This window comes from Proteus sp. NMG38-2 (assembly GCF_020640995.1).
Lineage (GTDB): Bacteria > Pseudomonadota > Gammaproteobacteria > Enterobacterales > Enterobacteriaceae > Proteus.
In genome coordinates, this window is record NZ_CP085481.1 from 2,105,501 (window position 1) to 2,131,094 (window position 25,594).

Consider the following 25,594-nt stretch of genomic DNA (forward strand, 5'->3'; position numbering starts at 1 on the left):
GCCTTGATTTTTAGTAATTAAAGTTTCAACCTTCTTTCTGCATCTGTTTTATCTTTATCACTGATTTGTCTTATTACACGACAGGGATTGCCAACAGCAACACAATTAGCTGGAATAGATTTTGTTACTACACTGCCCGCACCAATAACACAATTATCACCAATAGTTACACCGGGTAAAATAATGCACCCTGCACCTAACCATACAGAATTGCCAATAGTAATAGGTAATGCATATTCGAGCTCACTGCTGCGTATTTCAGGATCGATCGGATGAGTTGCAGTTAAAATGCTAACATTAGGTGCACACATTACATTGTTTCCAATTTTTACAGGCGCACAATCTAATATCGTTAAATTGAAATTGGCATAAAATCCCTCCCCAATTTCAATCAATTCACCATAATCACAATGAAACGGGGGTTCAATAGTAAAGCTATCGCCTGTTTTACCCAAAAGCAGTTTTAAATATGCCTTTCTTTTTTCAACTTCAGATGGTCGCGTTACATTAAAATCATAAATAATTTCGCGAGCTTTTACTCTAAGTGGCTCTAAACTATCATCTTTACATGCATGATAAAGATGACCTGATACCATTTTTTCGTATTCTGTCATTGTGATACTCCGAAATTGAATAAAACAGTTTAGATAAACTTCAATATTTATCACCTCATTCTAGCGTGGATTAACCTAAATTAACGGCATTTTTTAAGACCATTACGTGCGGCTTGATGAAATTGAGCATTTAGATTAGCGGTCAAACTTTGTGAAATAGCAGTCATTTCAGATCCTGCAAGTGTGGGGGAACCTGTTCCGAAAGGAGGACGAGGATCATATTCAATCGCGAGTTCAACCAATTGAGCAAAAGGTGTACCAAGTAATTGTTCTAATACTAATAATGAGGCATCAAACGAACCTGTGGCTGGCCCTGAAGTATAAATATTGCCATCAATAACAACATCACTTCCCTCTACTGCTATGGCCCCCATATCAGGTAACATCGGAACGACATTTGAATTACTGGTTGCTTTTTTACCTTTTAATAATCCTGCCGCACCTAAAACTAAAGAGCCGTAACATGTACCAATAACATAACGTGCTTTATTACCCATATTAGCAAAAAATGTTAGTGTATCTTCATCTTCAACAATTTCTGGTGGTACCATTCCTACGACGAGTACATCAAGATCTTCTGGGCATTCATCAAAAGTCATGGTGGGCATTGTTGGCCAACCAATATACCCTTCAACTAACTCCTTCTTTTTCCAGATCAAATAAATTTCAGCACTTGCAATCGTAAAGACTGATTGAGCGCCATTAATATCCATAGGCATAAAGCCTGGACAGACAAAAATACCTATTTTCAATGGCTTTAATTGCTGTTTACGCCCATCTTCAACAAGTTTGATAATGGAGGGCATATTTTTTCCATACAGCATTTCATTGTGATTCATTTTACTTTCCTATTTTGTACTGGTTAGTAAAATAATGACATTTGTTTTATACTGAGTAAATGAATTTCTTACTAACTGGTATAAAATGCAAAAAAAAGGTCGCCCTCGTCGTTATGATAGCGATGCTGCTCTTGAAAAAATAATGGCATTATTTTGGCGAAAAGGATTTACTGCAACATCGATGGATGACTTGGTCATTGAAACTCAAATGAATAAGCCAAGTCTTTACGCTGCATTTGGTAATAAAGCCGCATTGTATGAAAAAGCCATTGAACGCTTTAATCATATTGCTTCTACGCGTTATCGCCATGAATTAGAAAAACAGTCACCGAAAGATAAAATTACCGCAAGAGTAAATCGGTATCTGAATTCGGCTATCCATTTTTATACAGATAATGATGGATTAACTGGTTGTATGGTACTTTCAACCGCAGTAACTGAAATTGCCGATCCTGCAATCAAAAATATGCTTAATCGAGTTATTAATGCACAAACTCAGCAAGTTGAAGATGCCTTGCAAGAAGTGTTAGAGGCCGGTGAACTAAAAGAAGGAACTGATATTCACACCATTGCATTGGGGGTGATTGCGTTATTGCATTCCATTTCTTTAAGAGCAAGATCAGGAGCTACAGTTGATGAATTGTTGCCACTCGCTGATCTCTCATTAATAATATTAGCGCCTTATTTATCAGATTATTATGATCAATAAAGAAAATAAGTAATTACATTCGTTATTTAAGAGAAAAAACCATTAAAAAGCAGTGAGCCACCAGCAAAAATTAACATGACATCTAGTAGCCCTTGGAATAGCTTAGGTGTCAGTTTTAATACCAGCTTTTTGCCAAGGAAATTGCCTATGGTTAAGCCACAACCCACTAACACGCCACTAATTAGGATAAAACTATTAACTGCACCAAGTTGGCTAAAAGTTAGGGCTTTGGTGAGATAAATAACAAACGAAGCGGCCGCTTCTGTAGCTAGTAATGGCCCTAGTGTTAGCCCATATGCAGAAAATATTGGAATAGTTAATGGCCCAGTAGAAAACACCACGCCCGTTAAATAGCCGATAACCGCGCCAGCAATAATAACTTGATAAGTTTTCATTTTAATTTGATGTTGGCGTAATAAATGAATAATTGGGATCATCAGAATGAAGAACAGCCCCATCCCGATATTGAGCCATTTTTCAGGCATAACCCATAATGTATTGGCACCTAAAATAACCGCGGGAATACCGGGTAATAAATAATAAAAAAGTGGCTTAAAACGGATACTATGACGCCATAAGTAAATGCGAGATAAATTTCCCATTACGGAGGCAAGAGCCATAATAGGCACCGCCTCTTTAGCGCCAAATACATAAGTTAATGCAGGAATAAGTAAAATAGACGAACCTGTTCCAACCACTCCGCTGATAACACCAGAAAACACTGCTAATAAAATAACCGCGATAAAACTCATTATCATCCTTTAAGTTCAATAAGTTAAAGATGCTTTATCATACCTGCCTTCTTTATTTTTACCTGTGATAAAATATCACTGTACTGTGAGTTTTAATCAGAAAGACCGCCTTATTGGTGATAAGTAAACTATAGAGAAAATTATGATGAGAAACCTTCCTCCATTACCTTCATTGCGTGCTTTCTTAGTTGCTTGTCATAGCCAAAGTTATACAGAAGCGGCACAAACACTATGTGTAACTCATGGTGCGATTAGCAGACATATTCAAGTTGTTGAAAAATGGTTTGGTGTTACGTTATTTAACAAACAAGGTTTACGCCGTGTACCAACTCCCTATGCATTAACATTGGCACAAGAATTAAGTGATGTTTTTGATAAGCTAAATGACATTGGTGTTCGTTATGGCAATGGTGGTAAAAACGACATTTTAAATATCAGTGTTCCTACAACATTATGTTTAAAATGGCTTATTCCAAGAATGGAGGATTTTTATCTTCAATATCCTAATGCCAACATTCAAATTGCATCAGCAAATAGTGAGCGATTTCACTTAATCAGCCATGATGATTTAATTATTCGTCCGCAACCTCAGCAACAAGAGTATTCATCTCTTGTTTTTCTAAAGGATGTGCATTGTTTAGTTGCCTCCGAAAAGCTTCTTAAACGTTACAGCGTCACCAATCTGGAAGATGTTTTTAATTGCCCTGTCATCGATACACTTACTCGACCTGGTCATTGGCAACAATGGCTAATAGCGGCTCAACTTAATACTCAGCGATCATTTTTGCGTCAGTATCGCTTTGATCACTTTCATATTTCTCTTCAAGCAATTATCGAAGGTTTAGGAATAGGTATTGGCCCAATCTCAATTTTATCGAATGAAATAAATCGCGGAACTTTAAAAATCTTATTTCCTAACATTCAAATAGCCCCTCTTTATTACTATGCATTAACACCATTAGGTGTACAAAAAACCAAAACACACCTCGATTTTGAACAATGGCTCACACAACAGAAAAGTTAATTCTGCTAATGAAATAAGTGTTTTTTTTTCATAAAAATGACGATTTTACTCTTATTACTTATACTTTTTAAAACTCCATATTAAATATTTAATTAAAAATATTTAATATCAGCCTCTTTTTTAGATTAGGTAAAAACGCTATTTGTGCTGTATTTATAATTCGCGATCTTACTCTACCTCTCACATCAAATGTATTTGTATTCAATCAATTAAAGACAAATTTTAAGTATATTAACCCATGATGATTATTTTGTTTTTAAATAATCTGTTAAAAACACTTATTGTTTAACTTAAATTAACGTTCTATGCTGATATTTATATATAAAATTTATTAATTTATTTGCTAGCAACGAAGGACGATAAGATGTCTGTAGCTGTGACAAAAAAAACAATAGAAAAGCTAATTAATGGGTATGAGTCTGACCCTTTTGCACTTCTTGGTATGCATGAAACATCGGCTGGTTTAGAAGTTCGTGCATTTTTACCTGATGCTGTTTCAGTCAGTGTCATCGATAGAAAGAATGGCAGAAAAGTCGCGACATTAGAACGCAAACATCCTAGTGGTTTTTTCTGTGGTGCAATCCCCCGACGTAAACGTCGTTTTAGTTATTGTTTAGATGTTACTTGGGAAAATGCACAAGGGATTGTTGATGATCCTTATCAGTTCGGTATTTTACTGCAAGAAATGGATATTTGGTTTTTAGCACAAGGTCATCATTCTCGCCCTTATCAATGTTTAGGCGCTCACCCCGCTAAATTAGGTGATATTGATGGTATTACTTTTGCTGTATGGGCGCCCAATGCACAAAGTGTGAGTGTGGTTGGCGATTTCTCATTTTGGGATGAAAGACGTTTTCCTATGCGATTACGTCGTGAAAGTGGAATTTGGGAGCTTTTTATTCCACAAGCTCATCTTGGTGATTGCTATAAATACGCTATTTTGGATGCCAATGGAGAACGTCGATTAAAAGCAGATCCTTATGCTTTTGAAACGCAAATACGCCCTGAAACTGCATCAATCATCAATACATTACCTCCCGTTAAGCCAATGCCATTGCCACGTCAGCAAGCGAATCAACGTAATGTGCCTATCTCTATTTATGAAGTTCATCTAGGTTCATGGCGCCGACACACTGACGATCAAAGTTGGTTAAGTTATCGTGAACTAGCCGAACAGTTAATTCCCTACGTTAAAGAAATGGGCTTTACCCATATCGAACTATTGCCTATTAATGAGCACCCTTTTGATGGCTCATGGGGATATCAACCTTTAGGGTTATATTCACCAACTCGTCGTTTTGGCTCACCTATGGATTTTCGTGATTTTATCGAAGCGGCTCATCAGGCTGAAATTAGCGTTATTTTAGATTGGGTTCCTGGCCATTTCCCTGAAGATGACTACGGTTTACGTAATTTTGACGGTACATCACTCTATGAATATGCTGATAGACGAGAAGGCTTCCATCCTGATTGGAACACCTTAATTTATAACTATGGGCGCAATGAAGTACTGAATTACCTTTCAGGCAATTTATTGTATTGGCACGAACATTTTGCGCTTGATGGTTTCCGTTTCGATGCAGTTGCTTCCATGCTTTATCGTGATTACAGCCGAAAAGAAGGTGAATGGATACCTAATAAACACGGTGGACGTGAGAATTTAGAAGCCATTGATTTTATTCGTCATACCAACAAATTATTGGGTGCAACTTGCCCAGGTACTATCACGATTGCAGAAGAATCAACCGATTTCCCAGGTGTTACCCTACCGCCTGATGATGGTGGTTTAGGTTTTAATTACAAATGGAATATGGGTTGGATGCACGACACCTTAGCTTATATGCAACGTGATCCTATCTATCGTAAATACCACCACAATCAAATGACCTTTGGCATGCTCTATGCCTATAACGAAAACTTTGTTCTGCCTCTTTCTCACGATGAATTTGTGCATGGTAAAGGTTCGTTAATAGGTCGTATGGTGGGTGATGATTGGCAAAAATTTGCCAATTTACGGGCATATCTTGGCTTTATGTGGGCTTATCCCGGCAAAAAATTACTATTTATGGGATGTGAGTTTGCACAGTGGCGTGAATGGAACCACGACAGTAGTTTAGATTGGCATCTTCTTGAAGAGCCAAATAGCCCGCACCAAGGTGTTCAACACTTTGTACGAGATTTAAATCTTTCCTATCAAGCCAATGCCCCGCTTTATGAGTGTGATTTTGAACGCGAAGGCTTTGAATGGCTTACCGTTGATGATCACGACAATTCCGTCTTTGTTTTTTGCCGTAAAGATGCACAAGGCAATGAAATTATTGTTATCAGTAATTTCACTCCTATTGTTCATCATAATTACGTTGTCGGTGTAAACAAAGCGGGTTCATATCAAGAAATACTCAATAGTGATTCTGAGTTTTACAACGGCAGTAATGTAGGAAATTTAGGTGAAATAGAGACAACTGCAAGTGCATTTAATGGCAAGCCTCACTCCTTGTCATTGTCACTACCGCCACTTGCGACGCTGTATTTAAGATTGAAGGATTAATATGTCTTTAGATTATGGTCGCCCTTTTCCTATGGGCAGTCATTATGATGGTTATGGAGTAAATTTTACACTCTTTAGTGAAAATGCCACTAAAGTCATACTCTGCCTGTTTGATAAAGCAGGCAAAGAGATCCGCTATCCATTACCGGGTAAAACTGGCTCAATTTGGCATGGGTATTTGCCTGGTGCAGGGCCCGGTTTACATTATGGTTATCGTGTAGAAGGCGAATGGGATCCAGAAAAAGGATTATTCTATCAACCTCAACAGTTGTTATTAGATCCTTATGCGAGGCAAGTCACAGGCATAGTGGATAACACCTTGCCTTATACATCCCCTGTTTTTAATGCATTAGAACATGATGATAGTGCAATAACACCTAAAGCAGTTATCACGGATGATAGTGGTTGTTTTTGTCACTATTATAAAGAAAAAGGCACTTATCAGCGTTTAAATACACCGTGGTCAGAAACCATTATTTATGAAGGTCATGTAAAGGGACTAACAAAACTACATCCTGAAATACCTGAAAAATTACGGGGTACTTATGCTGCATTAGGACACCCTGCTTTTATTTCGCATTTGAAAAAATTAGGTATTACGGCATTAGAATTATTACCTATTCAATATCATTTAACCGAGCCACATCTTCATAAAATTGGTTTAAAAAACTATTGGGGTTATAACGTATTAGCGTCTTTTGCTTTATCGACACAATATTATTCCAACACTGGTCGAAATATTATTGATGAATTTCGAGAAGCCGTAAGATGTCTGCATAAAGCCAATATTGAAGTCATCCTAGATGTGGTATTCAATCACACTGCTGAATTAAGTGACCAATTTGAAGGTTATATTGTTTCTCAACGTGGTATTGATAACCAAAGCTATTATTGGTTAAACGATGAAAGTAAAGCCCAAAATTGGACAGGATGTGGTAACACTCTCAATTTAAGTCGCCCTGAAACGGTGCAGTGGGTAATGGATTGCCTACGCTATTGGGTTACTGAATTTCATATTGATGGCTTCCGCTTTGATTTGGCAACCAGTCTTGGCCGAGTTCCTTATTTTGATACACAATCGCCATTATTAACGGCTATTCGCCAAGATCCGCTTCTTTCACGCATTAAACTTATCGCAGAGCCATGGGATTTAGGCTCTGATGGTTATCAAGTCGGTAATTTCCCAGTTCCATTTACAGAATGGAATGACGGCTACCGTGATGTTATTCGTCGTTTTTGGTTATGGCGAGATGTATCTATTGCAACATTTGCAGACAACATTACTGGCTCTGCAAAGCTATACCATAAAAACGGTCGGCCTCCCTATTCTAGTATCAATATGATAACAAGCCATGATGGCTTTACACTGCGAGATTTAGTGAGTTATCAGAATAAACATAACGAGGAGAATGGAGAATCAAACCTAGATGGACATAACACCAATTACAGTGTGAATTTTGGTGAAGAGGGTTTGATAGTTAATGAAAAAATAGGTCAATACAGATTGCTTGCGACAAGGAATATGCTGGCAACCTTACTGCTTTCTAGAGGAACACCTCATTTACTCGCCGGTGATGAAGTGGGTAATACGCAATATGGTAATAACAACGCTTATTGTCAGGATAATAAAGTCAGTTGGATCAAATGGTTTCAACAACCTTATGACTTAACTGATTACATTCGCCACCTTATTGAATTACGTCACCAAATTACACCTTTAAGTTCTCTTAAATGGTGGGAAGAAGATAGTGAAAACGTTATTTGGTTCAATCAAGATGCTCAACCAATGAGCGATGAAGATTGGCAACAACTTCCGCCCTCACCATTACAACTTTTTTTAGCGCAACAATGGATTTTAATGATTAACCCATTAAGAAACAGCGCTGTCTTTTCTTTACCTGAAGGGTCTTGGTCTTGCTTGCTTGATACGGCTAGCTGGCCTCTTTGTCACCCAACACAATCTCAGCATTGTGAAGTACAACCTAACAGTATCACCCTTTGGCGAAATAGCGTTTTTTATACTCAGTCTTCTACTGAAAAATTACCCAATATTTCCTCCCAAGTTAAGTAATTTGATTGGAGTGCTATAACTATGATGACAACAGAACAAGGCCAAAAATTAATGTTGGCACAACAACTTCCTAAAGAGGCAATTGCGCTCGTTTTAGCTGGAGGTCGTGGCACACGCTTGAAAGCATTGACAGCGAAACGTGCAAAACCGGCGGTTTTCTTTGGTGGGAAATTTCGAATTATCGACTTTACGCTATCAAACTGTCTTAACTCAGGGATCCGTCGTATTGGTGTAATAACCCAGTATCAATCGCACTCCCTCGTTCAACATATTCAACGCGGTTGGTCATTTTTTAACGAAGACATGAATGAATTTGTTGACTTATTACCAGCTCAACAACGTCGTAATACCGAACATTGGTATATGGGTACGGCTGATGCGATATATCAAAACCTTGATATTCTTCGTAGCTACAAAGCTAAATATGTGGTGATTTTAGCGGGCGATCATATTTATAAAATGAACTATGCGCGTTTATTACTTGATCACGTTGAAAATAAATCAAAATTTACCGTTGCCTGTATTCGAGTTCCTAAAGAAGATGCATTTCAGTTTGGTATTATGGACATCGATGAAAATCGTCGAGTACTAAATTTCCTAGAAAAACCATCAAATCCACCGTGTATTCCTGATGATCCAGAGCATTCATTAGCGAGCATGGGGATTTATGTGGTTGATAGAGATTATCTATTTGATTTACTGGAAGAAGATAGCCGTGATCCTGATTCACATCATGATTTTGGCCAAGATATTATTCCTAAAATCACTGAACGTGGTGATGTGTTAGCTCACCCATTTGAACTCTCTTGCGTTAGTTCTGATCCGTCTGTAGCACCTTATTGGCGTGATGTAGGAACCATTGAAGCGTATTGGTCTGCAAACCTTGATTTAGCCTCAGTGACACCTGAGCTTGATATGTATGCCAAAGATTGGCCAATTCGCACCTTTATGACCCCGCTACCACCTGCAAAATTTGTACAAGATAATCATGGTGAGCATGGGCAAATGATGAACTCTTTGATTGCAGATGGCTGTATTATCAATGGTTCAACCCTCTATTCTTCTATTTTATTCCCATTGGTTCGTGTTGAATCTTTCTGCCACATTGAAGATTCTGTCATTTTACCTGATGTTACCGTGAGTCATCACTGCTACTTAAAACGTTGTATCATCGAGCGTAGTTGTACTATCCCCGAAGGGACAGTCATTGGTATGAATGCAGAAGATGATGCGGCTCGTTTTCATCGTACTGAAGAAGGTATTGTGCTAGTGACAAGAGAAATGCTTGAACAATTAGCACATCAAAAAAAAGAAAACCCAATTGAGAAAAACGAAGAACAGAAACCTCAAAATGAGGAGGCATTTTCGTGAATGTGCTTCACTGTTGTTCTGAGTTATTTCCTCTGCTAAAAACAGGGGGATTAGCTGATGTTATGGGCTCTTTGCCCCTAGCTCAGAAAAAAATAGGCTTAGATGCGCGGGTTGTTATACCCGCGTTTCCTGCGATTAAAGATAATATTGCTGATCTCAAATTAGTCACTGATGTTGATACCTTTGCAGGTCATATTTCTTTGCTTTATGGTCAATACCAAGGTATTGATATTTATCTTATTGATGCACCTCATCTTTATCAACGAGCAGGCAGCCCTTATCACGATGAATATCAACATGCTTATAGTGATAATGTTTTTCGTTTTGCCCTATTAGGTTGGGTTGCCAGTGAATTATCCGCAGGATTAGATCCTTTATGGCGTGCTGATATTGTTCATGCTCACGACTGGCATGCGGGGTTAGCTTGCGCTTATTTGGCTGTAAAACACTATCCTGCAAAATCGGTTTTTACAGTTCATAACCTCGCTTATAAAGGCGAGTTTTCACCTTATCATCTTCATCAACTTGAATTACCTGATTACAGTTTTTCAATTAATGGGTTGGAATATTATGGACAGATTTCATTCTTAAAAGCGGGCTTATTTTATGCAAATCATATTACGACGGTTAGCCCAACATATGCCAAAGAGATAACGCGCCCTGAATTTGGTTATGGACTTGAAGGTTTATTGCGTCAACGTACCGATGAACAGCGATTAAGTGGCATATTAAATGGTATAGATGAGGCGATTTGGGAGCCTGCAACGGATAACTTAATTACACGTCGCTATGATATAAAAAACCTCAATAAACGCCTAGAAAATAAAACAGCATTACAGAAAAAATGCGGTTTACCTGTTAATAATAATGCCCCTCTTTTTGCTGTTGTGAGCCGTTTAACATCACAAAAAGGGCTTGATTTAGTGATTGACGTATTACCTGATATTGTTGATCAAGGTGGTCAATTTGTGTTGTTAGGCACAGGTGATAGCCATCTTGAATCCGCATTTTTACATGCTCAACAACAATACCCTCAACATGTTGCTACTCATATTGGTTATGACGAAAGTTTTTCACACCAAGTTATCGCGGGTGCTGATGTGATTATGGTGCCTAGTCGTTTTGAACCTTGTGGGTTAACTCAGCTATATGGCTTGAAATATGGCGCACTTCCTTTAGTGAGACACACCGGTGGATTAGCTGATACGGTGAATGATTGTTCATTAGAAAATCTAGCCCATCATCAAGCCACAGGTTTTGTTTTCCATGAAGCAACACCTGATGATTTGCGTCTTGCTATCAATCGAGCCTTTACCTTGTGGGGTATGCCAAAACAGTGGCAACAAGTTCAAACAGATGCCATGAGCCAAACTATTTTTAGTTGGGAAACAGCGGCTAAGACCTATGCAGCGCTGTATCACCGTTTATAGACATGATGTCTATTTGACCTGTGGATCACCAAAAGAGATTTATAATGAAAAAGTTATGTGAATTTGATTATTTATCACCAGATAAGGATGTTGAATCGTTAAAGCGTTCTATTGTTTATAAACTGATGTTTATTGTTGGTACTTCCCCTAAATACGCCACACCAACAGATTGGTTAAATGCAACTTCCTACGCGATACGAGACCGTTTAGTTGAACGTTGGTTGAAATCAACCAAAGCTGAACTTTCACCGAAAGTAAAACAGGTTTACTACATTTCGATGGAATTTCTTATGGGACGTTTTTTAACGAACGCTATGCTTTCTTTAGGGGTTTATAACGAAGTTAAAGAAGCATTAAAAGAATTAGGACTTGATCTTGAAAAGCAAATCGAACTTGAGCCAGACCCAGGTTTAGGTAACGGCGGTTTAGGTCGTTTAGCGGCGTGTTTTCTTGATTCTTGTGCCACATTAGGTTATCCGGTGACAGGCTATGGTATTCGCTATGAATACGGTATGTTCCGTCAGCAAATTCAAAATGGTGAACAGCATGAAGTTGCGGATAACTGGCTTGAGAAAGGTAATCCTTGGGAATTCCCTCGTCATGATGTGCAATTTGAAGTGGATTTTGGCGGGCGTTTACAACAAGAAGGTGATAAAAGTTATTGGGTTGATACCTTGAATGTGCTGGCTCAACCTAATGACTCTATTGTTCCTGGTTATAACACACAAGCAACAGATACCATTAGGTTATGGTCTGCTAAAGCAAATGGTGCGTTTAATTTAGGTAAATTCAATAAAGGTGAATACCTTGAAGCTACAGAAGCCAAAGATCGCTCTGAAAATATCTCTCGTATTCTTTACCCAGATGACTCAACTATGTCAGGTAAGATGTTGCGTTTGCAGCAAGAATATTTTTTAGTCAGCGCCTCTATTCAAGATATTTTGCAACGTCATTATCATCTTCATCAACGCTTTGATAATTTAAAAGATTTTATTGCCATTCACCTTAACGACACTCACCCTGTTCTTGCCATTCCTGAATTAATGCGCCAGCTTATTGATAATCATGGATTTAGTTGGGATGAAGCATGGAAGCAAACAATCTGCATATTTTCATATACCAATCATACGTTAATGGGTGAAGCATTAGAAACATGGCCTGTTGATATGATAGGACGCGCACTTCCTCGCCATTTACAAATTATTTTCCAAATCAATGATAAATTCTTAAAGCAAGTTAGAGAACAATATCCTAATGATAACGACTTATTACGTCGTGTTTCTATTATTGATGAAGAAAATGGTCGTAATGTCCGTATGGCTTGGCTTGCGGTAATTATTAGTCAGCAAGTTAATGGAGTTTCTGAACTTCATAGCCAATTAATGGTGCAATCCTTATTTGCTGATTTTGCGATGATCTATCCTAAGAAATTCTGCAATATTACCAATGGTATTACCCCCCGTCGCTGGCTAGCATTAGCTAACCCTTCTCTTTCTCAAGTCATTGATAACCAGATTGGTACCAACTGGCGAACCAATTTAGAGCAATTAGGTGAATTAATGCCACTGGTGAAAGACAAAGATTTCTTACACCAATTAAAAGACTCAAAGCGACTGAATAAACAAAACTTGGCTAACATTATTCAGCAAGACTTGAATATTACCATTAATCCTGATGCGTTATTTGATGTACAAATTAAACGTATTCATGAATATAAACGTCAACTTCTCAATGTGTTAGGTATTATCACTCGTTATAATCGTATTCTAGAAAATCCAGAGAAAAACTGGGTGCCTCGCGTATTTATTTTTGGAGGTAAAGCCGCATCAGCTTATTATAATGCGAAAAAAATTATTAATCTTATCAACGATATTGCAGTGAAGATTAATAATGACGAGCGTATTAAAGATAAACTAAAAGTGATCTTCATTCCTAATTACGGCGTGAGCTTAGCGCAACATATTATTCCTGCTGCGGATTTATCTGAACAAATATCTTTAGCTGGCACAGAAGCTTCTGGTACAGGTAATATGAAATTTGCGTTAAATGGTGCGCTAACTATCGGAACTCTGGATGGTGCTAATATTGAAATTGGTGAGCATGTTGGTTTTGAAAATATGTTTATCTTTGGTCATAACGCACAAGAAGTTGCTGAGTTAAGACAGCGTTATTCGCCACGTCGCTATTATGATGAAGATGTTGAGCTACATACAGTGCTCAATCAAATCGCTAATGGCTTCTTTAATCCAACTTCTCCTGATAGATATAAATCAATTTTCGATAGTTTAATTGAGTTTGGCGATCATTATCAGGTATTAGCCGATTATCGTAGCTATGTGGATACTCAAGATAGTGTTGATGTTCTCTATCAAGATGGAGATGCTTGGTTGAAAAAATCTGCATTAAATATCTGCCAAATGGGTTATTTTTCTGCAGATCGTGCGGTAACAGAGTATATGCAACGAATTTGGAAAGCTTCTGCAATTACCTTGTAAAAAATAAACTTATTTTCTAAGGACAGAACGTAACCGCGCTTTATTGCGCGGTTTTGCTTTTATTGTTCAAGCATGAATAAGATTAGATTTTAATGCGGTAAGCACAACGTCTTGCACCTTCTAAGATATATTCAACACGTTGTAGTTCTACCCCTAGTGTTTCAGAAAATAACTCTTTTTCTGTATTACAAAAACCTTGGCAAACTTTAGCTGCGGCACATATTGGGCAATGATCTTCAATAAACAGGTATTCGTTATCTTTTACTTGTTCCCAGTGCGCCATATAGCCTTCTTGACTACGCAGAGAAGCTAAAATATCTAAGCGTTCTGTTAGTTCATCAGCTTCTCTTATTGCTTGAGTGTAGCGTTCATAGCTCTGTTTTTTTCGTGCAAGAATAATTTTATCAATCGCATCTTCACCCAATTCTTCACGAATAGTCATCAGAATTTGTGCTGTTAATTCAGCATGAGTATCTGGAAATTGCTTTTGCCCTAATTCTGTTAAGTGCCAATATTGAATAGGTCGTCCAACCCCTCTTGGCTCAGTTATTGCTTCAACCAATCCTGCGCTGGCAAGCTTTACAAATTGTTGCCTTGCTGCTTCGCTACTTGTACCAAGACGTTGACCAACATCATTTGCTTGCATTGGCCCATGTTTTTTAATTAAAAACAGAATTTTATCGCCAACACTACGTTGAGCAGGATAATTATATTCCAAGTTTTTTCTTGACATATTAGACGTCTCAGTATTTATTAATCCAAGTTTTACCTTGGTAATTTAACGAAGCTATGTCGTAATAGCAATAAAAGAAGGATATTTTTTCTAATGATCCCAGATAACAATAGCCAATGGCGTGATCTTTTCTCAGGGAAAAATGGGGCAATTTCATTTGCACTTTCCTTTGGTGTCGTGATCCACGCAATTAATATTTTAATGGCAACCACGATTTTACCCTCAGTTGTAACCGATATTGGCGGAATGGGATTATATGCATGGAACACCACGCTATTTGTTGCGGCCTCTATTATTGGTTCGGTATTATCTGCACGCTTATTAAGTTTATTAGGTGCCAAAGGTGCTTATTTGATAGCAACGGTACTTTTTTTTATTGGTAGTTTATTGTGTACAATAGCACCTAAAATGGAAGTCATGCTAATTGGTCGATTTGTTCAAGGCCTTGGTGGTGGGCTTTTATTTGCACTTTCCTACGCCATGGTGAATATCGTTTATGATCAAGCATTATGGCCAAGAGCAATGGCATTAATTTCAGGAATGTGGGGGGTTGCTACATTAATTGGCCCTGCTATTGGTGGAATTTTTGCTCAATTAGATGCTTGGCGTTATGCCTTTGGTATTATGTTACCTATCATGCTTTTTTATGGTATTTACCTGTGGTTTATCTTACCAAAGAATAACAACGAGGCTCCAAAATCATCATCACAAAGTTTACCTTATCTTCAGCTAATAATTTTAACAGCGGCAGTTTTGCTTATTTCATCAGGTAGCCTTTCTTCTTCACTCATCATCAACTTACTCAGTATCGTGGTGGTATTTGGTTTAATTGGTATACTTATTTTTTGTGAGAAACGCCTTTCTGTTCGATTATTACCGTCAAATACTTTTAAAGGTCTTTCTTTACATGCCCTTTTATATCTGACTATCTCGTTATTAGCGATTGGCATGACATGTGAGATCTTTGTCCCTTACTATCTACAAAGCTTGCATATGCAAACACCTTTAGCTTCTGGTTATATGAGTGCATTAATGGCGTTAGGTTGGACAGTTGCTGAAGTGATTAGTGCAAGTTGGCAAGGCGCTAAAATGCGTTTTAGTATTTTAAGTGGTCCTATTATTGTTTTTGCTGGTTTATTAGCGTTAGCTTTCGTTATTCCAAATCCACTGCTGCAATCGGAAAATGCGGTTAGTCTTTCTATTATATTATTCGCTTTATTCTTAGTGGGATATGGTATTGGTTTTGGTTGGCCACACCTATTAACACGAATATTACAAGCCGCATCAGAACAAGATAAAGATATTGCAGGTGCTTCGATTACCACGGTACAGTTATTTGCAACTGCACTCGGTTCTGCTCTTGCTGGTATGATAGTTAACTTAAATGGCTTTAATAGCGGTACACCGGAAGGACTTTCTTCTTCTGCATCTGCCCTTTTCTTATTTTTAGCATTCGCACCATTAATAGCGATTTATACAGCGTGGAAAATAACGCGGTGCTCATACTAAAGCTTCTATACTCAAATAATTAAGAGGTGATTTTTTCACCTCTTTTTATTTTTTGTTTACATTATCTTTTTACAGCTTACATATTTCATTCTTTTTTTATCTTTAAATTAAAAATAAATATAATCGTGCATTTTATAAAAGACGTATTTACTTATTAGTCTAATAATATAATAAAGTATTATTTTTATATATTTAGGATAATGAAATGATCAATGTTTTATTTGGAAATAAATGCAGAATATCTCATAAGATAGATCAGAAAAAATCAGTAAAGATTGATGAAATCTCAAACTATCAAGCGTTGTTAAAAAATATTAATGATGCGAAAAATACATTTGCCACATTGAAATACAAAGAAAAACAGATAGATATTAATCTTAAAGATGTAAGTCAAAGACTCGCAATTATGATGCTAGAAAGCACGGTAAAAGATTTAGACTCGCCAATAACTAAGAAGCTGACACTAGAACAGATGATAGGAAAATGGGAACAAGAAGAAAGAGTTACGCTTATATCGGCCATAATTAATAGAGAGATTGATCATATTTTTTCTAAAAAAGGTACACGTTTAACAGATGAAAATCGAAAAAAAATATTCGATGAATTGAGCAAGGAATATCACATTGAAATAAATAGTAAATGTGCCCAAAGTTCCATTATTCAATCACTATTACGTGATACTCAAGTAATGGAGAAAATATCATCACTAAAGATAGATGATATATTAAGAAATAATTTAGCTATTAAAACTCTTAATAATGAATTATTAAAAATAGAAAACAATTCTCAAGAAAATAATAATACCATTAGTAATATTTCTAATGATAATAATATGATGATAAATATCGAGTATTCAAAAATAAAAGGAGATCTGTATAACGATTTGGCAAAAAGTGTTTATAACGTATTGTTTTATAATGATAAAATCAAACCAATCTCTTTTGAAGATATCATTCAAAAAGTCAATTATTTAACATTAAAACAATGACAAGATCATAACCGTTCTTTGATTTTTTTATAAAAAAATTTATTGGCAAATAAGTAAATGAACTATTGATCTAATATTAGACATTATGTATAAATAAGTATACATTTTATCTAACTTAAGTGAAATAGGAAAATACCATGGCATCACATCTTACACTACAAAATATTGAAACCCTTGCCTCACCTGGTGGGCATTACTCTCATGTTGTTACTGCAAATAATATGTCATTTATTTCTGGACTATTGCCTTTAGATAAACAAGGAAATCCATTGGCAAACAAGCCAGTTGAAGTTCAAATCACACAAGTTCTTGAAAATTTAAATGCCTGTCTTCTCGGAATAAATGCAAAGAAAACCGATATTGCTCAAGTAAAAGTCTATGTGACTGATATTAATGAATGGCCCGTTGTTAATGAGCTATATGCAAAATGGATTGGCGAACATAGACCCGCAAGATTAGTCGCTGGCGTAAAAGAATTACATTTTGGAAGCAAAATTGAAATTGAAGCCGTGGTGATCAAGGAGTAATCTTATGAATAAGCTACCTATTCCTACCTATAAAGATGTTGCACAGGCCCATCAACGCATTTTGCCTTATCTTAATAAAACACCTATTTTAACTTCTCGTACTATTAATGCGCTAACCGGGGCGCAGTTTTATTTTAAATGTGAAAACTTTCAGCGTATGGGCGCATTTAAATTTCGGGGGGCAATAAATGCGTTATCACAATTTACCACACAGCAACGTAAAATGGGTGTCGTGACTTTCTCATCAGGTAACCATGCACAAGCTATTGCTTTATCAGCAAAATTATTAAGTATTCCTGCAACAATTATCATGCCAGAAGATGCGCCAAAGGCTAAAATGGAAGCGACAAAAGGCTATGGTGGTCGTGTGATCACCTATAACCGTTATACAGAAAATCGTGAAGAAATTGGCCAACAACTAGCACAAAAAGAAGGATTAACGTTAATTCCACCTTATGATCATCCTCATATTATTGCAGGGCAAGGTACTGTAGCAAAAGAGCTGTTTGATGAAGTTGGTGAATTAGATATGCTATTTGTTCCATTAGGTGGTGGTGGTTTACTTTCTGGCTCTTTATTATCAACCAAAGCCCTCTCACCAGATTGTAAAATATTTGGTGTTGAACCTTTAGCAGGAAATGACGGACAACAATCATTACGCAAAGGCGAAATCATTCATATTGATACTCCGAAAACAATTGCAGATGGTGCGCAAACACAACATCTTGGTAATTATACTTTTGAGATTATTCGTAACAATGTGGATGATATTTTAACTGCAACAGATGAAGAGTTAATTTCCACCATGCAGTTTTATGCCCAGCGAATGAAAATAATTGTAGAGCCAACGGGATGTTTAAGTTTAGCGGCAGCTCGTCAATTTAGTGATAAATTAAAAGGTAAGAAAATCGGAATTATTATCAGCGGTGGTAATGTCGATATCGCACAATATGGTCGTTTTTTAGCACAATAAAAAGATGTTATTAACAATTAAAAAAAAGCAGTATGGATTATTTTTCATACTGCTTAAAATCATCAATATATTGCCACTCAATTAAGATAACGAAGATGTTTTTTGCTTAGTCTCTTTTAATTAAGTGAAAAAGTGATCCCTGCTTCTTTACACAATTGCGTTAAACTCTCTTTTAATTGTTGATTTTCTTCAGGTAATAAATCGAGTTGTGGTAAACGCATATGACCGCCATCTAAACCACGCATGGTTAATGCTGATTTAAATATTGCCATATTTGCACCTGATTTGAGTGCATCACTAAATTTCACACAAAATTGTTGCCAGTGTTTTGCTTCTTGATGATCACCTGCAATATAGGCTTTATACATATTCACAAATGGTTCAGGGAATACACAAGCACAACCTGAAACAGTACCATCACAACCTGCATCTAATAGGCCTAGGAATAATTTATCGTAGCCATGAAGCACTGAAAAATTATCAGCTACAGCAAGGTAACTTAATGTTGTATTGTTATCAGCAAAACTGTATTTAATCCCAATCACATTTTTACACTGTTGTTGTACTTTTGCCGCTAATTCAGGCTTGATATTATTTGCCGCACATTGTGGTATGTTATACAGATAAACAGGGAAATTATCCGGCACACTGTTTGCCACCGTCACAAAATAATTTTCTAATTCTCTGTCTGTCGCACCAAAAAATTGTGGTGTCACCACACCAATACCATCAGCGCCAATTTCAACGGTATGTTTCGCTAATTCAATGGTTTCGGTTAATGTCATTGCGCCAACATGAATAAAAACGGGTAAGCGTTTATTGGCTGTTTCGACAACAGTTTTTGCAACACTTTTACGCTCTGAAGCTGATAAACGTAGCATCTCTCCCGTAGTGCCACAAGGATAGAGGCAATCAACACCTTGAGTGACTAACATGTCTGTTAATGTAGATAACGCATTAATATCCACTTGATCGTTCGAATCAAACGGAGTAACCATTGCCACTGTAACGCCAAATAATTTTTTCATATTAAGACCTTTATTAAATCAGATTGCTTCAACAATAACTTTAATTGCCAACATGCCAGGATCATCTAAACCAATAGATTTTTCTGGAAACATACGCGCTCGACCTAATAAATTAGGTTTTTGACGAAATTCAGTAAGCGTATTATCAATACTGAATAAGGCTGCTGCTTTTAATTCCGATAGAGATAAAACAGGTTTTAGCGCTTCAGATAATTGGTAAATAATATCAAGTACCGATTTTTGCCCTAACTCCCCTTTTCCTCTCGCCATCATGCTTTGATACGCAACAGTTAAAAGTGGTGAAATATCGGCGGGGGCTATTTCTTGCAGTTGATTTTCTTTGCAATATTTCGCCATTGCCATAAAAGCAGTCGCTTGCAACGTACCAAAAGAAGAAGCGCAGGCTTTTTGTAGTGATTTACTGCATTGAAAAAGTGATTTACTTAAATCGTCAGGCCAATCTTGTGCATCATCTGCAATTTGCCGCCACCCTTTTTGCATGGTGATCCCTAAATCACCATCACCTAAACGACTATCAGCTTCACACAACATTGACTGTGATTGCTCACAAGCAGTAGCAATACGTGCAACGCCTTGTTTTAGCATATCAAGAGTGATATTCATCGCTAGACTCTCCAAAATGCACAATAAGCCGGTGCATTCATTAAAGCTTCGAGTTCATCATCTAATTTACACAACGTTAAACTTACCCCCGTCATTTCCATTGATGTAGCATAACGGCCGACTAATGGATGAATAATCGTAGCACCTGTTTTTTCAATAAGCTGTGCAACTTTGTTATATAGAATGTAGAGCTCTTCAAGAGGTGTTGCGCCTAATGAATTGACTAACACTGAAACCTTATCATTTGCTTTGAATGATAATTCAGCTTGCAGACGATCGAACATTTCTTGGGCAATTTCATCAGCGCTGCGTAACTTATCACGCCAAATTCCCGGTTCACCGTGAATTCCCATGCCCATTTCCATTTCATCCTCACCAATTTCAAAGGTAGGATGTCCTACCGCTGGTAAGGTACAAGATGTTAACGCACAACCAATCGTTCGGGTATTTTCCATGGTTTTTTGAGCAATACGTGTTACTTCATCAAGTGAAGCCCCTTCTTCTGCTTTGGCGCCCGCCATTTTAAAACCATAAACCATCCCAGCTACACCACGGCGTTTATGCGCCTCTTCAGGCTTTGCTGAAGCAACATCATCCGCAGCTAATACCGTTGTGCAACGAATATTATCTTCAAAATCAACCGTTTCAGTTGCCATATCAAAATTCATTACATCGCCACCGTAATTGCCATAAAGTAGCAATACGCCTAAGCCGCTATTTGCTTCACGAATAGTATCGGCCATTAAATCCGCTGAAGGTGAAGCAAAAACATCTCCCACAGCAGCTGCATCTAATAAACCTTTACCGACATATCCTGTGAATACTGGCAAATGGCCAGAGCCTCCGCCTGTTACAATACCCACTTTCGGCTTATCTGCTTTTTTTGAACGAGCAATCAATCTTGGCTGTGGTTGACGATAAATATGGCTATGTGCAAGACATAAACCGGCTAATGTTTCATCGACATAATTTTCTGGCTTATTTAATATTTTTTTCATTCGATCACCCGATATTTTTATTTATCTGCTGATTTCTAACATCTTAAAAAACGTTATTTTGTTTATTTAAAATGAGCTTTCCCTGATACTTAAAAAGTATCTTTATATTTAATTTATTTGGTATAAAAACGAGATGCGTTATTTAGCTTTCAATGCACCTCTAATTTGCATAATAACAATGAGAAAAAATGCACTGGCTAATACCATCGAAATAGGTCTATTAACAAAATTAATAAAATCACCATCAGATTTCATTAATGATGAGAGTAAGTTTTTTTCTAACATAGGCCCTAATATCATGCCTAAAATAATTGGCGAGATTGGGAATTTTCGTTCTTGAAGGAAATAGCCAATAACACCCATAACTAACATAACCACAATAGAAGACATCGTATTTGTGATTGCATATGAGCCAACGATACTAAATAGAATGATTGCTGGGTAAATAATCGCATTATCGATAGCAACAATTTTTTTCAATAAATTGACAACAATAAAAGCAATCGGTAGTAAAATAAGATTAGCAATAAAAAAGATAATAAAGACAGCATACAATTTATCGGGATTAAATAAGAATAGCGTTGGTCCCGGTTGCATATCTTTCATATATAGTACACCGATAATAATTGCAGCCGCAGAATCACCGGGAATACCAAAGACTAGAGATGGGATCCAACTTCCGGCTAAGCTTGCATTATTACTCGCTGAAGCATCAACAATACCTTCCTCAGAGCCATGACCATATTTCTCTGGTTTTTTAGAGAGTTTCTTTGAAACAGCATAAGAGATCCACGCTGCAATATCGGCTCCAGCACCAGGTAAAGCACCAATTAATGTTCCTATTATTCCGCTACGGAAAATGCCGCCCTTACGTTGACGAACAACACCCCCCACACCTTTAAAGATATTGTAAGAGTTATTTTCCACATTCACTTCTGTTAGTGTAATTTGCTTTTCTTTCCAACGTTCAACGTAATATTTGATAGCACCAGAAATAGCAAATAGCCCTATCATTGCTGGAATAAAGCTGACACCTTGCATTAAAGAAACTTCACCGAAAGTAAAACGGGCTTGACCTGTAAACTCATCATAACCAATGGTGGCTAATGCAATACCAAAGAACAGAGCTAATAAGCTTTTTCTAATATGAGAGCCGGAAACAATAGTTGCACAACTTAAACCGATTAGAGACAACCACATATATTCGTAAGAGCTAAATTTTAAAGCAAATTCAGCTAATATTGGTGCTGTTGAGGCTAATATAATCGTACCAATTACGCCACCAATCACAGAGCTGGTTAATGACATACCCAATACACGATTTGTTTTACCTTCTTTAACTAAGGAATGTGCATCATTGGTATAAGCTGCCGATGCAGGTGTACCCGGAATATTTAATAAGGCTCCGGGAATATCCCCTGCAAATATAGATGATGCTCCAACGGAGATCATTAAGGCTAAAGCAGGAATGGGTTCAAGAAAAAAAGTAAACGGTACCATTAATGCAATAGCCATTGTTGATGTTAATCCGGGAATTGCACCAACAAATAAGCCAAATAAACAGGCACCAATAACGACAAGAATTGTTGTGTAATCAATATAAGCAAGTGCGCTAATTAATATATCCATACTGTTGTTCTCTATTTATGAAAATAGCTGAGGCAGCGGTACTAACAGTACAGCGGTAAATAAGTAATACACACCTAACACCACTCCTGCCGAAATAATAAAACTATATATAGGTTTTACTGTTGCATATTTCATCATTAATGGTGCTGTAATAATTAATCCGGTTAAAATAAATCCCAAATAATCAGATGCAAGCACATAAAAAAGAATAACACTGATAATTAATAAGACAAATTTTATTTCATGCCACGTCACTAATGGAATATCACTTTCTTGTTTACGTGAAAATATATCTATTAATGAAAATAGGATCATGCCACCGCCAATAATAGAAGGCATAAACGCAGCACCATATTCACTAAAATCGCCTAATGAATATGCACTATAAACAATAAGGAATAAACCAAAGCAACAAAATATGAGCGATAGAATATGACGATTTAGCATAGGCATAAAAACGGCTGTTGCTCAGCCGTTCCCTCAGTTATTTCTTTATAATTTCGCCAAACTTTTTATCTTCATTGGCCATAAATTGAGTGGCATCATCGCCATATAATTCGATAACTTCAAAGCCTTGTTTATTTGCAAATTCGGCTAATTCACCAGAGGCATATACTTTTTTCATGGCCGCGGTAAGTTTATCTTGTACTTCTTTATCAAGACCTTTAGGGGCAACTAACATATTCCACGCTTGCAGATCCCAATTATAATCTGTAGCTTCTTTGAATAAGGGTACATCTGGGTAGAAAGCCGACTTTTCATTGGACATAATGGCCATATGTTTTACTAATCCCGCTTTTACCATACTATCGGCTTCACCTAATGAAGATGTCACTATATCAACACCCCCTGATGCTAATTCTTGTAACGCCGCACTCGCACCTTGAGAAGGAATAAAGCGAATAGCATTATCTGGTAATCCAGCCGCACGCAACATACCAATAGTATTCAGATGCCAAATTGAATTTAAGCCACTACCTGATGCTTTTAATTTACCTGGATTTGCTTTCGCATAATCAATAATTTCTTGTGCATTTTTAAATGGCGAAGATTTTCCAACTTGCAATCCACCATAAATAACGGCAAGACGTGTAATCGGTGTGTAATCTTGATATGTTAAATTCGTCATTCCCTGATGATGCATCATGGTAATTTCAACTGTTGCAATTCCTAATGTGTAGCCATCAGGTTTTGCATTTTTAATGGCATCATGACCTACAACACCACTGCCGCCAGTTTTATTGACTACATTAACAGTAACGCCTAATTCTTCTTGTAGTCCTTTTGCTGCTAAGCGTGCAACCGTATCGGTATTACCACCTGCCGCCCAAGGAACAACAATAGTAATCGGTTTTTCAGGGTATTGCGCGAAAGCCGGAAGTGTAAAAATGGAACTGCATAGGGTAAATGCCAGAAGTGTTTTTTTCATTATATGCACCTTTTCTCATTGCAGATTATTTGTGGCCGAATATCTTCAAGCCTTGATTTAAGGCGAGCCTGAACTTGAGAAAGCACAGGCATTGCTGTTACGCCTTTTTGTTCTATAAATGCAGAGAGGAAAGCACTGGCAAATAATACACTCTCATGCATTGTGCCTCCTGCTGCTATCTTTGATGCAAATGCGCCATTAAACGCATCTGTTGCTGCCATCGTATCTACGCGTAACGATGGCATCGGTGGAATATGAAATGTGGCTCGACCATCAAAATAAACCACACCAAGCTCATCCATATAAATAATCACTTTCTTACTTTCGTCACCGGAAATAATATTGATCGCCTGCTTTGCATCATTAATATCGTTTATTTCAAAGTCAGCCCAATGAGATGCTTGGTTCGCATTTAAAGTAATAAAATCAAGATACAAATAAAGTTGTTTTAGGTTTTCGTTATAAGGTGCAACATTTAGTATGATGATCTTATTAACCGACTTAGCAAATAAGGCGACTTTAATATTGGCTTCTATATTAATTTCGCCTTGGAGTAATAACACATCGGCTTCACTGACATACGGCAATGAAATATCAATCTCTTGTTCAGAAAAAGTGTTATTTGCGCCTAGATAAGTTGCTGTAATATTGTTTTGTGTTTTGTCAGCTAAATAACTAATCGAACTGCCTGTTGGCTCGGTTTCTGTTTGAAAAATAGTGAAAGAATCAATGCCACTTTCTTGTAAATATTTATAAGCATATTTACTAAAATGATCTTCACCGACTTTTGTTATTAAATGGACTTTGGCATCAGAAAAACTTGCTGCCATCGCCTGATTTGTTCCTTTACCACCAGGACCTATCGAATTGCTTTTTGAATTAACTAATTCACCAACTTTCGGAAAAGATTCGACATTGGCGATAATATCTACTACAAACGATCCTAAAACACAGACTTTACCTTCCGGTTTTCTATCTTTACGTTCTCTAACAATTAATAAGTCGTGCAATAAACATGAAATATCAAAACTATCACTGAATTTACTTATTTTTTTAATTTCTTGTTTCCCTAGTATGGCGCCACCATGACAACGTTTGATCAACCCTTCTCCTTCAAGGTATTTCAAATCGCTACGGATAGTCTCCAATGTGACACTGAATTTCTCCGCAAGCTGAGCCACTTTAACTTTCTTTTGTTCCCTGATGATGGTGTAAATTTCCTGCCGCCGTTCTTCTGAAAACATATAAAGTGCCTCCGTATCATTGATAACGAGAATAAGGAGATCAGGTCTGTGATTCTGCG

At 37.1% G+C, this 25,594-nt stretch carries 22 protein-coding genes; 11 read left to right on the forward strand and 11 right to left on the reverse strand.

The window, feature by feature from the left end:
* Window positions 1–17: 17 nt before the first annotated feature.
* Both LG402_RS10120 and LG402_RS10125 read right to left on the reverse strand, forming a co-directional pair.
* Window positions 18–614 carry a sugar O-acetyltransferase gene (locus LG402_RS10120; protein WP_166541198.1) on the reverse strand — a complete coding sequence of 199 codons (597 nt, stop codon included), beginning with the start codon at window positions 612–614 and terminating at the stop codon, window positions 18–20.
* A gap of 80 nt (window positions 615–694) precedes the next feature.
* Window positions 695–1,453: a DJ-1/PfpI family protein gene (locus LG402_RS10125; protein WP_166541197.1), complete on the reverse strand. Its 759-nt coding sequence runs from the start codon at window positions 1,451–1,453 to the stop codon at window positions 695–697.
* 85 nt (window positions 1,454–1,538) lie between these two features.
* Here LG402_RS10125 and LG402_RS10130 point away from each other — a divergent pair, with 85 nt between their 5' ends.
* Window positions 1,539–2,162, forward strand: a complete 624-nt coding sequence (locus LG402_RS10130; RefSeq protein WP_166541196.1) for a TetR/AcrR family transcriptional regulator — start codon at window positions 1,539–1,541, stop codon at window positions 2,160–2,162.
* A 26-nt stretch (window positions 2,163–2,188) separates the two neighbouring features.
* On the opposite strand, the gene LG402_RS10135 is transcribed toward LG402_RS10130, so the two are convergent.
* Window positions 2,189–2,914 (reverse strand): sulfite exporter TauE/SafE family protein, encoded by a 726-nt coding sequence (locus LG402_RS10135; RefSeq protein ID WP_166541195.1) that lies wholly within the window; start codon window positions 2,912–2,914, stop codon window positions 2,189–2,191.
* 142 nt (window positions 2,915–3,056) lie between these two features.
* On the opposite strand from LG402_RS10135, the gene LG402_RS10140 reads away from it, so the two are divergent.
* From LG402_RS10140 to glgP, 6 genes are all read left to right on the forward strand, one after another.
* Entirely contained in the window at window positions 3,057–3,938 is an 882-nt protein-coding gene (locus LG402_RS10140; RefSeq protein WP_227336894.1) for a LysR substrate-binding domain-containing protein, read from the forward strand.
* 364 nt (window positions 3,939–4,302) lie between these two features.
* Window positions 4,303–6,486, forward strand: coding sequence for a 1,4-alpha-glucan branching protein GlgB (gene glgB, locus LG402_RS10145; protein WP_166541194.1), 2,184 nt, complete (start codon window positions 4,303–4,305; stop codon window positions 6,484–6,486).
* A gap of 1 nt (window position 6,487) precedes the next feature.
* Window positions 6,488–8,557: a glycogen debranching protein GlgX gene (gene glgX / locus LG402_RS10150; protein WP_227336895.1), complete on the forward strand. Its 2,070-nt coding sequence runs from the start codon at window positions 6,488–6,490 to the stop codon at window positions 8,555–8,557.
* Window positions 8,558–8,578: 21 nt separating this feature from the next.
* The gene (gene glgC, locus LG402_RS10155) at window positions 8,579–9,928 is read left to right on the forward strand and encodes a glucose-1-phosphate adenylyltransferase (RefSeq protein ID WP_166541192.1); all 1,350 of its coding nucleotides are present in this window, start codon (window positions 8,579–8,581) and stop codon (window positions 9,926–9,928) included.
* Complete coding sequence (gene glgA / locus LG402_RS10160) at window positions 9,925–11,358, forward strand: glycogen synthase GlgA (protein WP_227336896.1); 1,434 nt, start codon at window positions 9,925–9,927, stop codon at window positions 11,356–11,358. Before glgC ends, glgA begins: the two co-directional genes overlap by 4 nt.
* 44 nt (window positions 11,359–11,402) lie before the next feature.
* Complete coding sequence (glgP, locus tag LG402_RS10165; RefSeq protein ID WP_227336897.1) at window positions 11,403–13,853, forward strand: glycogen/starch/alpha-glucan family phosphorylase; 2,451 nt, start codon at window positions 11,403–11,405, stop codon at window positions 13,851–13,853.
* An 82-nt stretch (window positions 13,854–13,935) separates the two neighbouring features.
* On the opposite strand, the gene LG402_RS10170 is transcribed toward glgP, so the two are convergent.
* The gene (locus LG402_RS10170; protein ID WP_109408183.1) at window positions 13,936–14,586 is read right to left on the reverse strand and encodes a helix-turn-helix transcriptional regulator; all 651 of its coding nucleotides are present in this window, start codon (window positions 14,584–14,586) and stop codon (window positions 13,936–13,938) included.
* Window positions 14,587–14,679: 93 nt separating this feature from the next.
* Between LG402_RS10170 and LG402_RS10175 the strand changes: the two genes are divergently transcribed.
* From LG402_RS10175 to LG402_RS10190, 4 genes are all read left to right on the forward strand, one after another.
* The gene (locus LG402_RS10175; protein ID WP_227336898.1) at window positions 14,680–16,095 is read left to right on the forward strand and encodes an MFS transporter; all 1,416 of its coding nucleotides are present in this window, start codon (window positions 14,680–14,682) and stop codon (window positions 16,093–16,095) included.
* A 205-nt stretch (window positions 16,096–16,300) separates the two neighbouring features.
* A complete protein-coding gene (locus tag LG402_RS10180) occupies window positions 16,301–17,083 on the forward strand; it encodes a hypothetical protein (RefSeq protein WP_227336899.1) in 783 nt (260 codons plus the stop codon).
* Window positions 17,084–17,220: 137 nt separating this feature from the next.
* Entirely contained in the window at window positions 17,221–17,610 is a 390-nt protein-coding gene (locus LG402_RS10185) for a RidA family protein (RefSeq protein WP_109408180.1), read from the forward strand.
* A gap of 4 nt (window positions 17,611–17,614) precedes the next feature.
* Window positions 17,615–18,583: a threo-3-hydroxy-L-aspartate ammonia-lyase gene (locus LG402_RS10190; protein WP_227336900.1), complete on the forward strand. Its 969-nt coding sequence runs from the start codon at window positions 17,615–17,617 to the stop codon at window positions 18,581–18,583.
* Between the two features lie 116 nt (window positions 18,584–18,699).
* Here the strand turns inward: LG402_RS10190 and LG402_RS10195 are convergent, their stop codons facing one another.
* From LG402_RS10195 to LG402_RS10225, 7 genes are all read right to left on the reverse strand, one after another.
* Window positions 18,700–19,611, reverse strand: coding sequence for a dihydrodipicolinate synthase family protein (locus LG402_RS10195; RefSeq protein ID WP_227336901.1), 912 nt, complete (start codon window positions 19,609–19,611; stop codon window positions 18,700–18,702).
* An 18-nt stretch (window positions 19,612–19,629) separates the two neighbouring features.
* Window positions 19,630–20,235, reverse strand: a complete 606-nt coding sequence (locus tag LG402_RS10200) for a dihydroxyacetone kinase subunit L (protein ID WP_166541184.1) — start codon at window positions 20,233–20,235, stop codon at window positions 19,630–19,632.
* Window positions 20,236–20,237: 2 nt separating this feature from the next.
* On the reverse strand, window positions 20,238–21,233 hold the full coding sequence (locus tag LG402_RS10205; RefSeq protein WP_109408176.1) for a dihydroxyacetone kinase subunit DhaK: 996 nt from the start codon (window positions 21,231–21,233) through the stop codon (window positions 20,238–20,240).
* A gap of 138 nt (window positions 21,234–21,371) precedes the next feature.
* Window positions 21,372–22,862 carry a tripartite tricarboxylate transporter permease gene (locus tag LG402_RS10210; protein WP_109408175.1) on the reverse strand — a complete coding sequence of 497 codons (1,491 nt, stop codon included), beginning with the start codon at window positions 22,860–22,862 and terminating at the stop codon, window positions 21,372–21,374.
* A gap of 15 nt (window positions 22,863–22,877) precedes the next feature.
* Entirely contained in the window at window positions 22,878–23,315 is a 438-nt protein-coding gene (locus LG402_RS10215; protein ID WP_227336902.1) for a tripartite tricarboxylate transporter TctB family protein, read from the reverse strand.
* Window positions 23,316–23,346: 31 nt separating this feature from the next.
* Entirely contained in the window at window positions 23,347–24,291 is a 945-nt protein-coding gene (locus tag LG402_RS10220; RefSeq protein ID WP_227336903.1) for a tripartite tricarboxylate transporter substrate binding protein, read from the reverse strand.
* A complete protein-coding gene (locus tag LG402_RS10225; RefSeq protein ID WP_210813178.1) occupies window positions 24,291–25,535 on the reverse strand; it encodes a PfkB family carbohydrate kinase in 1,245 nt (414 codons plus the stop codon). Before LG402_RS10225 ends, LG402_RS10220 begins: the two co-directional genes overlap by 1 nt.
* Between the last annotated feature and the right edge of the window lie 59 nt (window positions 25,536–25,594).